Origin of the sequence: Pseudomonas sp. Colony2, assembly GCF_019382755.1 — a bacterium.
GTDB lineage: Bacteria > Pseudomonadota > Gammaproteobacteria > Pseudomonadales > Pseudomonadaceae > Aquipseudomonas.
Genome location: NZ_CP080030.1, coordinates 4,565,782 through 4,581,073 on the forward strand (window position 1 = coordinate 4,565,782; position 15,292 = coordinate 4,581,073).

Sequence of the window (15,292 nt, forward strand, 5' to 3'; positions counted from 1 at the left end):
TTTAAACCCCACGCAAACAATATTCATTATCATTTAGAGCATGAAAACTTCTTTACCGGTTAAACAAAACACAATTCGTGAAAAGCCCGCTAATGCCCGCAGCACAAGGGCTACAGCCCCAAGAAGGTGCACTATGTCCTTATTCCAACGAATAATTTCGCTATAGGAATTTTACTTGCCCGGTGTTTAGCCATAAAATCACCGCGATTGATTGCGCTGCGACATATCGTCACTGCATCGTTACTTTTTCGAGCTCAGAGACCTTTGCTCTCTGTTAAGGATTTCCAGCATGACCGAAGCGACAGGACTCATGGCCCACAACTGGGGCTTTGCCATTTTCCTCCTCGGTGTAGTCGGCCTTTGCGCCTTCATGCTCGGCGTCTCCAGCCTCCTCGGGTCAAAAGCCTGGGGCCGCAGCAAAAACGAACCGTTCGAGTCCGGCATGCTACCTACAGGTGGCGCCCGCTTGCGGCTCTCAGCCAAATTCTATCTGGTCGCGATGCTCTTCGTGATCTTCGACATCGAAGCCCTTTTTCTCTTTGCCTGGTCTGTGTCCGTCCGCGAAAGCGGCTGGACCGGATTCGTCGAAGCCCTCGTTTTCATAGCAATTCTGTTGGCAGGCCTTGTCTACCTATTTCGAGTGGGCGCCCTTGACTGGGCTCCGGAAGCTCGTCGCAAGCGGCAAGCGAAGCTGAAACAATGAGGCTTTGGCGATGCAATACAATCTCACCAGGATCGACCCGGATGCTCCTAACGAGCAGTACCCAATCGGCGAACGGGAAACCGTTTCCGACCCGTTAGAAGACCAAGTCCACAAAAACATCTACATGGGCAAGCTGGAAGACGTGCTGAGTGGCGCGGTCAACTGGGGACGTAAAAACTCCCTGTGGCCGTACAACTTCGGTCTGTCCTGCTGCTACGTGGAAATGACCACCGCCTTCACGGCGCCCCACGACATCGCGCGCTTTGGCGCCGAAGTTATCCGGGCATCGCCGCGTCAGGCGGATTTCATGGTTATCGCCGGTACCTGCTTTATCAAGATGGCGCCGATCATCCAGCGTCTCTACGAGCAAATGCTCGAGCCAAAGTGGGTTATCTCCATGGGTTCGTGCGCCAACTCCGGTGGCATGTACGACATCTACTCCGTGGTTCAGGGGGTGGACAAGTTCCTGCCCGTGGACGTCTACGTGCCTGGCTGCCCGCCCCGCCCTGAAGCATTTCTGCAAGGCTTGATGCTGTTGCAGGAATCGATTGGCAAGGAGCGTCGTCCACTTTCCTGGGTTGTCGGAGATCAAGGCGTATACCGCGCCGAGATGCCGTCACAAAAGGAACAGCGCCGCGAACAGCGTATTCAGGTAACCAACCTGCGCAGCCCCGACGAAGTCTGATCCAGAACCGCTTCTTTTATAGAACGAAAACCTGGCTTCATTCTTTACGTTGACCGAAAGCGATAAAAAACCATGACTACAGGCAGTGCTCTGTACATCCCGCCTTATAAGGCAGACGACCAGGATGTGGTCGTCGAACTCAACAACCGTTTTGGCCCTGACGCCTTCACCGCCCAGGCCACACGCACCGGCATGCCGGTGCTGTGGGTGGCGCGTGCCAGGCTCGTCGAAGTCCTGAGCTTCCTGCGCAACCTGCCCAAGCCGTACGTCATGCTCTATGACCTGCATGGCGTGGACGAGCGCCTGCGCACCAAGCGCCAGGGGCTGCCGAGCGGCGCCGACTTCACCGTGTTCTACCACTTGATGTCGCTGGAACGTAACAGCGACGTGATGATCAAGGTGGCCCTCTCCGAGAGCGACCTGAGCGTTCCGACCGTGACCGGTATCTGGCCCAACGCCAACTGGTACGAGCGTGAAGTGTGGGACATGTTCGGCATCGATTTCCCGGGCCACCCGCACCTGTCGCGCATCATGATGCCGCCGACCTGGGAAGGTCACCCGCTGCGCAAGGACTTCCCTGCCCGCGCCACCGAATTCGATCCATTCAGCCTGACCCTCGCCAAGCAACAGCTTGAAGAAGAGGCTGCGCGCTTCCGTCCGGAAGACTGGGGCATGAAGCGCTCCGGCACCAACGAGGACTACATGTTCCTCAACCTGGGCCCGAACCACCCTTCGGCTCACGGTGCCTTCCGCATCATCCTGCAACTGGACGGCGAAGAAATCGTCGACTGCGTACCGGACATCGGCTACCACCACCGTGGTGCCGAGAAGATGGCCGAGCGTCAGTCGTGGCACAGCTTCATCCCGTACACCGACCGTATCGACTACCTCGGCGGCGTGATGAACAACCTGCCGTACGTGCTCTCGGTCGAGAAGCTGGCCGGCATCAAGGTGCCGGACAAGGTCGACACCATCCGCATCATGATGGCCGAGTTCTTCCGGATCACCAGCCACCTGCTGTTCCTGGGTACCTATATCCAGGACGTCGGCGCCATGACCCCGGTGTTTTTCACCTTCACCGACCGTCAGCGTGCGTACAAGGTCATCGAAGCCATCACCGGTTTCCGCCTGCACCCGGCCTGGTACCGCATCGGCGGCGTCGCCCACGACCTGCCGCGTGGCTGGGAACGCCTGGTCAAGGAATTCATCGACTGGATGCCCAAGCGTCTGGACGAATACCAGAAAGCCGCCCTGGACAACAGCATCCTCAAGGGCCGGACCATCGGCGTCGCCCAGTACAACACCAAAGAGGCCCTGGAATGGGGCGTCACCGGTGCTGGCCTGCGTTCCACCGGTTGCGATTTCGACCTGCGTAAAGCACGCCCGTACTCCGGCTACCAGAACTTCGAATTCGAAGTCCCGCTGGCGGCCAACGGCGATGCCTACGACCGCTGCATCGTGCGCGTCGAAGAAATGCGCCAGAGCCTGAAGATCATCGAACAGTGCATGCGCAACATGCCGGAAGGCCCGTACAAGGCGGATCACCCGCTGACCACGCCACCGCCGAAAGAGCGCACGCTGCAACACATCGAAACCCTGATCACGCACTTCCTGCAGGTTTCGTGGGGCCCGGTAATGCCGGCCAACGAGTCCTTCCAGATGATCGAAGCGACCAAGGGTATCAACAGTTATTACCTGACGAGCGATGGCGGCACCATGAGCTACCGCACCCGGATTCGTACGCCAAGCTTCCCGCACCTGCAGCAGATCCCTTCGGTGATCAAAGGTGAAATGGTCGCGGACTTGATTGCGTACCTGGGTAGTATCGATTTCGTTATGGCCGACGTGGACCGCTAAGCATGAATAGCACGCTTATCCAGACAGACCGTTTCACCTTGAGTGAAACCGAGCGCTCGGCCATCGAGCACGAGCTACATCACTACGAAGACCCGCGCGCGGCGTCGATCGAAGCCTTGAAGATCGTCCAGAAGGAACGTGGCTGGGTGCCGGACGGCGCCCTCTACGCCATCGGCGAGATCCTCGGCATCCCCGCCAGCGACGTTGAAGGCGTGGCGACGTTCTACAGCCAGATCTTCCGCCAGCCGGTCGGCCGCCACATCATTCGCGTGTGCGACAGCATGGTCTGCTACATCGGTGGCCACGAGTCCGTGGTCAGCGAGATCCAGAGCAAGCTGGGCATCGGCCTGGGCCAAACCACTCCGGACGGGCGCTTCACGCTGCTGCCGGTGTGCTGCCTGGGCAACTGTGACAAGGCGCCGGCGTTGATGATCGACGACGACACATTCGGCGACGTGCAGCCTGCTGGCGTCACCCAATTGCTCGAGGGCTACCCATGACCCTGACTTCCTTCGGTCCTGCCAACCGCATCAAGCGGTCGGCCGAGACTCACCCGCTGACCTGGCGCCTGCGTGACGACGGCGAGCCTGTATGGCTCGACGAGTACCAGGCCAAGAACGGTTACGCGGCCGCGCGCAAAGCCTTTGCCGACATGGCCCAGGACGACATCGTCCAGACCGTGAAAGACGCAGGCCTTAAGGGCCGCGGCGGTGCAGGCTTCCCCACGGGTGTCAAGTGGGGCCTGATGCCAAAAGACGAATCCATCAACATCCGCTACCTGCTGTGCAACGCGGATGAAATGGAGCCGAACACCTGGAAAGACCGCATGCTGATGGAGCAACTGCCCCATCTGCTGATCGAAGGCATGCTGATCAGTGCCCGCGCGTTGAAAACCTACCGTGGCTACATCTTCCTGCGTGGCGAATACACCACCGCCGCCAAGCACCTGAACCGTGCCGTGGAAGAAGCCAAGGCCGCTGGCCTCTTGGGCAAGAACATCCTTGGTTCGGGTTTCGACTTCGAACTGTTCGTGCACACCGGCGCCGGGCGTTATATCTGCGGTGAAGAAACCGCACTGATCAACTCCCTCGAAGGCCGCCGCGCCAACCCGCGTTCCAAGCCGCCCTTCCCTGCCGCCGTGGGCGTGTGGGGCAAGCCGACCTGCGTGAACAACGTTGAAACCCTGTGCAACGTGCCGGCAATCATCGGCGACGGCGTGGAGTGGTACAAATCGTTGGCCCGCGAAGGCAGCGAAGACATGGGCACCAAACTCATGGGCTTCTCCGGCAAGGTCAAGAACCCGGGCCTGTGGGAACTGCCTTTCGGCGTGACCGCACGCGAGCTGTTCGAGGACTACGCCGGCGGCATGCGCGATGGCTACACCCTCAAGGCCTGGCAGCCAGGCGGCGCCGGTACCGGCTTCCTGTTGCCAGAACACCTGGACGCTCAAATGTACGCCGGCGGCATCGGCAAGGTGGGCACCCGTATGGGTACCGGCCTGGCCATGGCCGTGGACAACACCGTGAACATGGTGTCGTTGCTGCGCAACATGGAGCAATTCTTCTCCCGCGAATCCTGTGGCTTCTGCACCCCGTGCCGCGACGGTTTGCCATGGAGCGTCAAGCTGCTGATGGCCCTGGAAAACGGCGAAGGCCGCGAGGGCGACATCGAGACCCTGCTGGGTCTGGTCGGTTTCCTCGGCCCAGGCAAGACCTTCTGTGCTCACGCACCGGGCGCCGTGGAGCCATTGGGCAGCGCGATCAAATACTTCCGCTCGGAGTTCGAAGCCGGCATCGCGCCTACCAGCGCCGCCGTCCCGCCTCTGGCAAGGCCGATCGTAGTCGGCGCGTAACGCTTAAAAAGGCGAAGGGTCCGTGCCCTTCGCTTTCTCATGTGCTGACGCCTTCAAGGCTGTGTTGATGCACATGAATAACAAGATTCCATTAGCCACGCCCGCTGACACCGGGCCAACGAAGAACTTTGAACCATGGCCACTATCCACGTAGACGGCAAAGAGCTCGAAGTCGATGGGGCAGACAACCTGTTACAGGCGTGTCTGTCGCTAGGCCTCGACATTCCATATTTCTGCTGGCACCCCGCCCTTGGCAGCGTTGGCGCTTGCCGCCAGTGCGCGGTCAAGCAGTACACCGACGAGAACGACACCCGTGGTCGTATCGTCATGTCCTGCATGACCCCTGCCACCGACGGCAGCTGGATTTCCATCGAAGACGAAGAAGCGAAAGTGTTTCGCGCCAGCGTCGTCGAATGGCTGATGACCAACCACCCGCACGACTGCCCTGTGTGTGAGGAAGGCGGCCACTGCCACCTGCAAGACATGACCGTGATGACCGGCCACAACGAGCGCCGGTATCGCTTCACCAAGCGTACCCACCAGAACCAGCAACTGGGCCCGTTCATTTCCCACGAGATGAACCGCTGCATCGCTTGCTACCGCTGCGTGCGCTTCTATAAGGACTACGCCGGCGGTACCGACCTCGGTGTGTTTGGCGCCCACGACAACGTGTACTTCGGTCGCGTTGAAGACGGCACCCTGGAAAGTGAATTCTCCGGCAACCTCACCGAGGTCTGCCCGACCGGTGTGTTCACCGACAAGACTCACTCCGAGCGCTACAACCGCAAGTGGGACATGCAGTTCTCGCCGAGCATCTGCCATGGCTGCTCCAGCGGTTGCAACATCTCCCCGGGTGAGCGCTACGGCGAACTGCGTCGGATCGAAAACCGCTTCAACGGTTCGGTCAACCAGTACTTCCTGTGCGACCGTGGCCGTTTCGGCTATGGCTACGTCAACCGCGAAGACCGCCCACGTCAGCCACTGCTGGCCGACGGCGCCAAGTTGAGCCTCGACGAAGCACTGGATAAAGCCGCTGACCTGCTGCGCGGTCGCAACATCGTCGGTATCGGTTCGCCCCGCGCCAGCCTCGAAAGCAACTACGCGTTGCGCGAGCTGGTAGGCGCCGAACACTTCTACTCGGGTATCGAAGCCGGTGAGCTGGAGCGTATCCGCCTGGTGCTGCAAGTCTTGAACGACAGCCCGCTGCCGGTTCCGAACATGCGCGACATCGAAGACCATGACGCGATCTTCGTCCTCGGTGAAGACCTGACCCAGACCGCTGCCCGTGTCGCCCTGTCCCTGCGCCAGTCGGTAAAAGGCAAGGCCGAAGACATGGCCGACGCCATGCGCGTCCAGCCATGGCTCGACGCTGCGGTGAAAAACATCGGCCAGCACGCGCTGAACCCGCTGTTTATCGCCAGCCTGACCGCCACCAAGCTCGACGACATCGCAGAAGAATGCGTACACGCCGCGCCTGACGACCTGGCCCGCATCGGTTTCGCCGTGGCCCACGCCCTCGACGCCAGTGCGCCTGCCGTAGAAGGCCTGGACGCTGAAGCCGCTGAACTGGCCAAGCGCATCGCCGACGCCCTGCTGGCCGCCAAGCGTCCATTGATCATCGCCGGCACCTCGCTGGGTTCCAAGGCGCTGATCGAAGCCGCTGCCAACATTGCCAAAGCCTTGAAGCTGCGCGAGAAGAACGGTTCCATCAGCCTGATCGTGCCGGAAGCCAACAGCCTTGGCCTGGCCATGCTCGGTGGCGAGTCCCTCGACGCCGCTCTGCAAGCCGTGACCGACGGCAGTGCCGACGCGATCGTGGTGCTGGAAAACGACCTGTACACCCGCACTGATTCGGCCAAGGTCGACGCAGCGCTGAACGCGGCCAAAGTGGTGATCGTTGCCGACCACCAGAAAACCGCCACCAGCGACCGTGCCCACCTGGTACTGCCCGCCGCCAGCTTTGCTGAAGGCGACGGTACCCTGGTCAGCCAGGAAGGCCGCGCCCAGCGCTTCTTCCAGGTGTTCGATCCGAAGTACATGGACGCCAGCATCCTGGTTCACGAAGGCTGGCGCTGGCTGCATGCCCTGCGCGCTACCCTGCTGAACCAGCCGATCGACTGGACCCAGCTCGACCACGTGACTGCCGCCACAGCCGCAGCCGCACCGCAACTGGCGCGCATCGTCGACGCTGCACCGTCTGCCTCGTTCCGCATCAAGGGCATGAAACTCGCCCGTGAACCGCTGCGTTACTCCGGCCGTACCGCCATGCGGGCTGACATCAGCGTGCATGAGCCACGTACACCGCAAGACAACGACACCGCGTTTGCCTTCTCCATGGAAGGTTACTCGGGTTCGGTCGAGCCACGTCAGCAGGTGCCTTTCGCCTGGTCGCCGGGCTGGAACTCGCCGCAAGCCTGGAACAAGTTCCAGGACGAAGTCGGTGGCCACATCCGTGCCGGCGACCCGGGCACCCGCCTGATCGAAAGCACCGGTGACTCGCTGAACTGGTTCGCCAGCGTTCCGCGTCTGTTCAACCCGGCCCAGGGTACCTGGCAGGTTGTGCCGTTCTTCCACCTGTTCGGCAGCGAAGAGACTTCTTCCAAAGCCGCGCCGGTACAAGAGCGCATTCCAGCCGCCTACGTGTCCGTAGCCAAGTCCGAAGCCGACCGCCTGGGCGTCAACGACGGTGCCCTGCTCAGCGTGAACGTCGCCGGCAAGACCCTGCGTCTGCCGCTGCGCATCGACGAAGAGTTGGGTGCTGGCCTGGTTGCATTGCCAAAAGGCCTCGCGGGGATTCCTCCGGCGATCTTCGGCCTTACCGTTGACGGTCTGCAGGAGGCAGCTCAATGACCTGGTTCACCCCTGAAGTGATCGATGTGATCATCGCGGTGGTCAAGGCCATCGTGATCCTGTTGGCCGTGGTCGTGGCGGGCGCCTTGCTCAGCTTCGTCGAACGTCGCCTGCTGGGCTGGTGGCAGGACCGTTACGGTCCGAACCGCGTTGGCCCGTTTGGTATGTTCCAGATCGCCGCCGACATGCTGAAAATGTTCTTCAAGGAAGACTGGACCCCGCCGTTTGCCGACAAGGTGATCTTCACCCTGGCACCGGTCGTGGCCATGAGCGCCTTGCTGATTGCCTTCGCAATCATCCCGATCACCCCGACCTGGGGCGTGGCGGACCTGAACATCGGCTTGCTGTTCTTCTTCGCCATGGCCGGCCTGTCGGTCTACGCGGTGCTGTTCGCCGGTTGGTCGAGCAACAACAAGTTCGCCCTGCTGGGCAGCTTGCGGGCCTCGGCCCAGACCGTGTCCTACGAAGTGTTCATGGGCCTCGCGCTGATGGGCATCGTGGTGCAGGTGGGCTCGTTCAACATGCGCGACATCGTCGAGTACCAGGCGCAGAACCTGTGGTTCATCATTCCGCAGTTCTTCGGCTTCTGTACGTTCTTCATCGCTGGCGTCGCCGTGACTCACCGTCACCCGTTCGACCAGCCGGAAGCGGAACAGGAACTGGCCGACGGTTACCACATCGAATACGCCGGCATGAAATGGGGCATGTTCTTCGTTGGTGAATACATCGGCATCATCTTGATCTCGGCCCTGCTGGTCACGCTGTTCTTCGGCGGCTGGCACGGTCCGTTCGGCATCCTGCCGCAGCTGGCGTTCTTCTGGTTCTTCCTGAAGACCGCGTTCTTCATCATGCTGTTCATCCTGCTGCGCGCTTCCATCCCGCGTCCACGGTATGACCAGGTGATGGATTTCAGCTGGCGATTCTGCCTGCCGCTGACCCTGATCAATTTGCTGGTGACTGCTGCCGTTGTGTTGTTGAACACGCCAGCGGGCGCGGTTCAGTGAGGATTTGACCCATGTTCAAATATATTGGCGACATCGTTAAGGGTACCGGTACCCAGTTGCGAAGCCTGGTGATGGTGTTCGGTCACGGCTTTCGCAAACGCGACACCCTGCAATACCCGGAAGAAGCGGTGTACCTGCCGCCGCGTTATCGCGGCCGCATTGTCCTGACCCGCGACCCCGACGGCGAAGAGCGCTGCGTGGCCTGCAACCTGTGCGCCGTGGCGTGCCCGGTGGGTTGCATCTCGCTGCAGAAAGCTGAAACCGAAGACGGTCGCTGGTACCCGGACTTCTTCCGCATCAACTTCTCGCGCTGCATTTTCTGCGGCCTCTGCGAGGAAGCTTGCCCGACCACCGCGATCCAGCTGACACCGGATTTCGAGATGGCCGAGTTCAAACGTCAGGACCTGGTGTACGAGAAAGAAGATCTGCTGATCTCTGGTCCCGGTAAAAACCCTGATTACAACTTCTATCGTGTTGCAGGTATGGCCGTTGCCGGTAAGCCGAAAGGCGCCGCACAAAACGAAGCCGAGCCGATCAACGTGAAGAGCTTGCTGCCTTAAGGAAGAAAGATGGAATTCGCTTTCTATTTCGCATCGGGTATTGCAGTGGTGTCCACGCTTCGCGTGATCACCAACACTAACCCCGTGCACGCCCTGCTCTACCTGATCATTTCGCTGATCGCCGTGGCCATGACCTTCTTCAGCCTCGGCGCACCGTTCGCCGGTGTACTGGAAGTGATCGCCTACGCCGGCGCCATCATGGTGCTGTTCGTGTTTGTGGTGATGATGCTCAACCTGGGGCCGGCGTCTGTCGCCCAGGAACGCGTCTGGCTCAAGCCCGGCATCTGGCTCGGCCCGGTGATCCTCGCAGCCCTGCTGCTGGGTGAACTGCTGTATGTGCTGTTCGCTCACCAGAGCGGCCAGGCCATCGGCCACACCACCGTAGACGCGAAAGCCGTGGGCATCAGCCTGTTCGGCCCGTACCTGCTGGTGGTCGAACTGGCTTCGATGCTGCTGCTCGCTGCAGCCATCACCGCCTTCCACTTGGGCCGCAACGAAGCCAAGGAGCAATGACGATGCCTGCTATCCCTTTGGAGCATGGTCTGGCGGTCGCCGGCATCCTGTTCTGCCTTGGCCTGGTCGGCCTGATGGTTCGCCGCAACATTCTGTTCGTGTTGATGAGCCTGGAAATCATGATGAACGCCGCGGCACTCGCGTTCATCGTGGCCGGTAGCCGTTGGGGCCAGCCGGATGGACAAGTGATGTTCATCCTGGTGATCAGCCTGGCAGCCGCCGAGGCCAGTATTGGCCTGGCGATCCTGCTGCAACTGTATCGTCGCTTCCACACGCTTGATATCGACGCTGCCAGTGAGATGCGCGGATGAACATGATCTTTCTGACTTTCGTATTTCCCCTGATCGGTTTCCTGCTGCTGTCGTTCTCCCGTGGACGCTGGTCGGAAAACCTCTCGGCCCTGGTCGGCGTGGGTTCCATTGGCCTGTCGGCAATTGTCGCCGCCTACGTCATCTGGCAATTCAACGTCGCACCGCCTGAAGGCGGTCACTACACCCTGGTGTTGTGGCAGTGGATGTCGGTGGAGGGCTTCAAGCCCAACTTCGCCCTCTACGTCGACGGCCTGTCGATCACCATGCTCGGCGTGGTCGTCGGTGTAGGCTTCCTGATCCACCTGTTCGCGTCCTGGTACATGCGCGGTGAAGCCGGTTACTCGCGCTTCTTCGCCTACACCAACCTGTTTATCGCGAGCATGCTGTTCCTGGTGCTGGGCGATAACCTGTTGTTCCTGTACTTCGGCTGGGAAGGCGTGGGCCTGTGCTCGTACCTGTTGATCGGTTTCTACTACAGCAACCGCAACAACGGTAACGCCGCACTCAAAGCCTTTATCGTGACCCGGATCGGTGACGTGTTCATGGCCATCGGCCTGTTCATCCTGTTCCAACAGGTGGGCACGCTGAACATCCAGGAACTGCTGGTGCTGGCACCGCAGAAATTCCAGGTCGGCGACTTCTGGATCACCCTGGCGACCCTGATGCTGCTGGGTGGCGCTGTCGGTAAATCCGCGCAACTGCCGCTGCAAACCTGGCTGGCGGATGCGATGGCCGGTCCTACCCCGGTTTCGGCACTGATCCACGCCGCGACCATGGTAACCGCCGGTGTCTACCTGATTGCCCGTACCCACGGCCTGTTCACCCTGGCACCGGAGATTCTGCACCTGGTTGGCCTGGTGGGTGGCGTGACCCTGGTACTGGCAGGTTTTGCTGCCCTGGTTCAGACCGACATCAAGCGTATCCTCGCCTACTCGACCATGAGCCAGATCGGCTACATGTTCCTGGCCCTGGGCGTTGGCGCCTGGGACGGCGCGATCTTCCACCTGATGACCCACGCCTTCTTCAAGGCCCTGCTGTTCCTTGCTTCCGGTGCGGTGATCGTTGCCTGCCACCACGAGCAGAACATCTTCAAGATGGGCGGCCTGTGGAAGAAACTGCCGTTGGCCTACGTCAGCTTCATCGTCGGCGGCGCGGCCTTGTCGGCCCTGCCACTGGTGACCGCAGGTTTCTACTCGAAAGACGAAATCCTCTGGGAATCCTTTGCCAGCGGTAACCACGGCCTGCTGTACGCCGGCCTGGTAGGTGCGTTCATGACCTCGCTGTACACCTTCCGCCTGATCTTCATCACGTTCCACGGTGAAGCCAAGACTGAAGCCCACGCAGGCCATGGCATTTCCCACTGGCTGCCACTGTCGGTGCTGATCATCCTGTCGACCTTCGTCGGCGCCATGATCACCCCGCCACTGGCCGGTGTTTTGCCGGAAAGCGCCGGCCATGCCGGTGGTGCAGCCAAGCACAGCCTGGAAATCGCCTCGGGCGCCATCGCCATCGCGGGTATCCTGCTGGCGGCCCTGCTGTTCCTCGGCAAGCGCCGCTTCGTCACCGCCATCGCCAACAGTGGCATTGGCCGCTTCCTTTCGGCCTGGTGGTTCGCTGCCTGGGGCTTCGACTGGATCTACGACAAACTGTTCGTCAAGCCGTACCTTGCGATCAGCCACGTACTGCGCAAAGACCCGCTCGACCAGACCATCGGTTTGATCCCGCGTGCCGCCAAGGCCGGTCACACCGCCCTGAGCCGCAGCGAGACCGGCCAATTGCGCTGGTATGCAGCTTCCATGGCGGCCGGTGCCGTCCTGGTAATCGGCGCCATCATCGTGGTCGCGGTCTGACTATGCACATTGCGAACTTTGCGAACTTGCGAAAGGAAACGAGCCCGTCATGATTCTGCCCTGGCTAATCCTGATCCCCTTTATCGGCGGCCTGCTCTGCTGGATGGGTGAACGCTTCGGCGCCACCCTCCCCCGCTGGATTGCGTTGCTGACCATGTCCCTGGAACTCGCGCTCGGCCTCTGGCTGTGGGCCCACGGTGACTATTCATTTGCTCCGGCACCGGGTGTCGATCCCACCTTCGCGCTTGAATTCAAGCACGTGTGGATCCAGCGCTTCGGCATCAACGTGCACCTGGCCCTCGACGGCCTGTCGCTGTTGATGATCCTGCTGACCGGCCTGCTGGGTATCCTCTCGGTACTCTGCTCCTGGAAAGAGATCCAGCGTCACGTGGGCTTCTTCCACCTGAACCTGATGTGGATCCTGGGCGGCGTTGTCGGCGTGTTCCTCGCCCTCGACCTGTTCATGTTCTTCTTCTTCTGGGAAATGATGCTGGTGCCGATGTACTTCCTCATCGCGCTCTGGGGTCACAGTTCTTCGGACGGCAAGAAAACCCGGATCTACGCGGCGACCAAGTTCTTCATCTTCACCCAGGCTTCCGGCCTGATCATGTTGGTGGCGATCCTGGGCCTGGTACTGGTCAACTTCAACAGCACGGGCGTGATCACGTTCAACTACGCCGACCTGTTGAAAACCAAGATGTCCCTGACCACCGAGTACATCCTGATGCTGGGCTTCTTCATCGCGTTCGCGGTGAAGCTGCCGGTGGTGCCGTTCCACTCCTGGTTGCCTGACGCTCACGCCCAGGCGCCGACTGCGGGTTCCGTCGACCTGGCCGGTATCCTGTTGAAGACGGCGGCCTACGGCCTGCTGCGTTTCGCCCTGCCGTTGTTCCCGAATGCCTCGGCCGAGTTCGCGCCGATCGCCATGACCCTCGGTCTGATCGGGATCTTCTACGGTGCGTTCCTGGCCTTCGCCCAAACCGACATCAAGCGTCTGATTGCCTTCTCGTCCGTTTCCCACATGGGCTTCGTACTGATCGGCATCTACTCCGGCAGCCAACTGGCGCTGCAAGGCGCGGTGATCCAGATGCTGGCGCACGGTGTGTCGGCAGCGGCACTGTTTATCCTCAGCGGCCAACTGTACGAGCGCCTGCACACTCGTGACATGCGCGAGATGGGTGGCGTGTGGTCACGTATCGCCTACCTGCCGGCTATCAGCCTGTTCTTCGCCGCCGCATCCCTGGGCTTGCCGGGTACTGGTAACTTCATCGGCGAGTTCCTGATCCTGATGGGTGCCTTCGTGCATACGCCGTGGGTCAGTGCGATCGCTACGTCTGGCCTGGTGTTCGGTTCGGTCTACTCGCTGATCATGATCCACCGCGCATACTTCGGTCCGGCCAAGTCCGACACCGTGTTGCACGGCATGGACGGTCGCGAACTGATCATGGTGCTCGGCCTTGCGGTACTGCTGGTGTTTATCGGCGTGTACCCGCAACCGTTCCTGGATACTTCTGCCGCAACGATGCATGGCGTGCAGCAGTGGTTCGGCACCGCCTTCTCTCAACTCGCTTCGGCCCGGTAAGAGCGCTATGGAATTCACGATCCAACACTTTATCGCGCTTGCGCCGCTGCTGATCACCAGCCTCACCATCGTGGTGGTGATGCTGGCGATCGCCTGGCGCCGCAATCACTCGCAAACGTTCCTGCTGTCCTGTGCGGGCTTGAACCTGGCCCTGCTGTCGATTATCCCGGCACTCAAGGTCGCGCCACTGGCCGTGACCCCGCTGATGATGGTCGATGACTTCGCGCTGCTGTATATCGCGCTGATCCTGGTTGCCACCCTGGCCTGCGTCACGCTCGCCCACGCCTACCTCGGCGAAGGCGGCACCGGCTACCCGGGCAACCGCGAAGAGCTGTACCTGCTGATCCTGCTGGCTGCGGCCGGTGGTATCGTGCTGGTCAGCGCGCAGCACCTGGCCGGCTTGTTCATCGGCCTGGAACTGCTGTCGATCCCGGTCTACGGCCTGGTAGCGTATGCCTTCTTCAACAAGCGCTCCCTGGAAGCCGGCATCAAGTACATGGTGCTGTCGGCTGCCGGTTCGGCATTCCTGTTGTTCGGTATGGCCCTGCTCTACGCAGAAGCCGGCAGCCTGAGCTTCAGCGGTATCGGTCACGCCCTGGCAGCCTCCGGCAGCCCTGCGCCAATCGCCCAACTGGGCCTGGCCATGATGCTGATCGGCCTGGCGTTCAAGCTGTCGCTGGTGCCGTTCCACCTGTGGACCCCGGACGTGTACGAAGGCGCCCCGGCGCCGGTGGCTGCTTTCCTGGCTACCGCGTCGAAAGTCGCCGTGTTTGCCGTGATGGTGCGTCTGTTCCAGATCTCCCCTGCGGCCAACACCGGTGTACTCAGCAACGTGCTGACCATCATCGCCATCGCTTCGATCCTGTTCGGCAACCTGCTGGCGCTGACCCAGAACAACCTCAAGCGTCTGCTGGGTTATTCGTCCATCGCGCACTTCGGTTACCTGCTGATCGCCCTGGTGGCGAGCAAGGGCCTGGCGATGGAAGCCATCGGCGTGTACCTGGTCACCTACGTGATCACAAGCCTGGGTGCATTCGGTGTGATCACGCTGATGTCCTCGCCTTACAAAGGCCGCGACGCCGACGCCCTGTACGAATACCGCGGCCTGTTCTGGCGCCGTCCGTACCTGACCGCCGTACTGACCGTGATGATGCTGTCCCTGGCGGGTATCCCGCTGACTGCGGGCTTCATCGGCAAGTTCTACATCGTGGCCACCGGTGTTGAAGCGCACGAATGGTGGTTGGTTGCTTCCCTGGTACTGGGCAGCGCCATCGGCGTTTTCTACTACCTGCGCGTGATGGTGACCTTGTACCTGATCGAGCCAAACCTGCGCCGTGTGGACGCCGAGTTGCACTGGGAACAGAAAGCAGGCGGCGTGATGCTGCTGGCAATCGCCCTGCTGGCGTTCTTCCTGGGTGTGTACCCACAACCGTTGCTCACCCTGGTGCAGCATGCGGTGATGGCGGGTTGATCGCTTAGTTAAACGCAGCAAGCAAAACGGCGCCTTAGGGCGCCGTTTTGCGTT

The 15,292-nt window shown here is 60.9% G+C and carries 13 protein-coding genes; all 13 read left to right on the plus strand.

Features of this window, described 5'->3' with window-relative positions:
• Positions 1-289: 289 nt before the first annotated feature.
• The 13 genes from JV201_RS18220 to nuoN all read left to right on the plus strand — a co-directional run bounded on the left by JV201_RS18220 (position 290) and on the right by nuoN (position 15,238).
• Positions 290-703 carry an NADH-quinone oxidoreductase subunit A gene (locus tag JV201_RS18220; RefSeq protein ID WP_003219575.1) on the plus strand — a complete coding sequence of 138 codons (414 nt, stop codon included), beginning with the start codon at positions 290-292 and terminating at the stop codon, positions 701-703.
• A 10-nt stretch (positions 704-713) separates the two neighbouring features.
• Positions 714-1,388: an NADH-quinone oxidoreductase subunit B family protein gene (locus JV201_RS18225; protein ID WP_003219572.1), complete on the plus strand. Its 675-nt coding sequence runs from the start codon at positions 714-716 to the stop codon at positions 1,386-1,388.
• Positions 1,389-1,460: 72 nt separating this feature from the next.
• Complete coding sequence (gene nuoC / locus JV201_RS18230) at positions 1,461-3,245, plus strand: NADH-quinone oxidoreductase subunit C/D (protein WP_003219570.1); 1,785 nt, start codon at positions 1,461-1,463, stop codon at positions 3,243-3,245.
• Positions 3,246-3,247: 2 nt separating this feature from the next.
• Positions 3,248-3,745: an NADH-quinone oxidoreductase subunit NuoE gene (gene nuoE / locus JV201_RS18235; RefSeq protein WP_003219568.1), complete on the plus strand. Its 498-nt coding sequence runs from the start codon at positions 3,248-3,250 to the stop codon at positions 3,743-3,745.
• Positions 3,742-5,097: an NADH-quinone oxidoreductase subunit NuoF gene (gene nuoF, locus JV201_RS18240; RefSeq protein WP_003219566.1), complete on the plus strand. Its 1,356-nt coding sequence runs from the start codon at positions 3,742-3,744 to the stop codon at positions 5,095-5,097. The genes nuoE and nuoF overlap by 4 nt, the downstream gene beginning before the upstream one ends.
• A gap of 135 nt (positions 5,098-5,232) precedes the next feature.
• The gene (gene nuoG, locus JV201_RS18245; protein ID WP_219405844.1) at positions 5,233-7,947 is read left to right on the plus strand and encodes an NADH-quinone oxidoreductase subunit NuoG; all 2,715 of its coding nucleotides are present in this window, start codon (positions 5,233-5,235) and stop codon (positions 7,945-7,947) included.
• Positions 7,944-8,951, plus strand: coding sequence for an NADH-quinone oxidoreductase subunit NuoH (nuoH, locus tag JV201_RS18250; RefSeq protein WP_003219563.1), 1,008 nt, complete (start codon positions 7,944-7,946; stop codon positions 8,949-8,951). The genes nuoG and nuoH overlap by 4 nt, the downstream gene beginning before the upstream one ends.
• Before the next feature lie 11 nt (positions 8,952-8,962).
• Positions 8,963-9,511, plus strand: a complete 549-nt coding sequence (gene nuoI / locus JV201_RS18255; RefSeq protein WP_003174725.1) for an NADH-quinone oxidoreductase subunit NuoI — start codon at positions 8,963-8,965, stop codon at positions 9,509-9,511.
• 9 nt (positions 9,512-9,520) lie between these two features.
• Positions 9,521-10,024, plus strand: a complete 504-nt coding sequence (gene nuoJ, locus JV201_RS18260; RefSeq protein WP_003219561.1) for an NADH-quinone oxidoreductase subunit J — start codon at positions 9,521-9,523, stop codon at positions 10,022-10,024.
• 2 nt (positions 10,025-10,026) lie between these two features.
• A complete protein-coding gene (gene nuoK / locus JV201_RS18265) occupies positions 10,027-10,335 on the plus strand; it encodes an NADH-quinone oxidoreductase subunit NuoK (protein ID WP_003219560.1) in 309 nt (102 codons plus the stop codon).
• Positions 10,332-12,185, plus strand: a complete 1,854-nt coding sequence (gene nuoL / locus JV201_RS18270; RefSeq protein ID WP_219405845.1) for an NADH-quinone oxidoreductase subunit L — start codon at positions 10,332-10,334, stop codon at positions 12,183-12,185. Before nuoK ends, nuoL begins: the two co-directional genes overlap by 4 nt.
• A 49-nt stretch (positions 12,186-12,234) precedes the next feature.
• Positions 12,235-13,767, plus strand: a complete 1,533-nt coding sequence (gene nuoM / locus JV201_RS18275) for an NADH-quinone oxidoreductase subunit M (protein WP_003219558.1) — start codon at positions 12,235-12,237, stop codon at positions 13,765-13,767.
• A 7-nt stretch (positions 13,768-13,774) separates the two neighbouring features.
• Positions 13,775-15,238, plus strand: coding sequence for an NADH-quinone oxidoreductase subunit NuoN (gene nuoN, locus JV201_RS18280; RefSeq protein ID WP_003219557.1), 1,464 nt, complete (start codon positions 13,775-13,777; stop codon positions 15,236-15,238).
• Positions 15,239-15,292 lie beyond the last annotated feature (54 nt).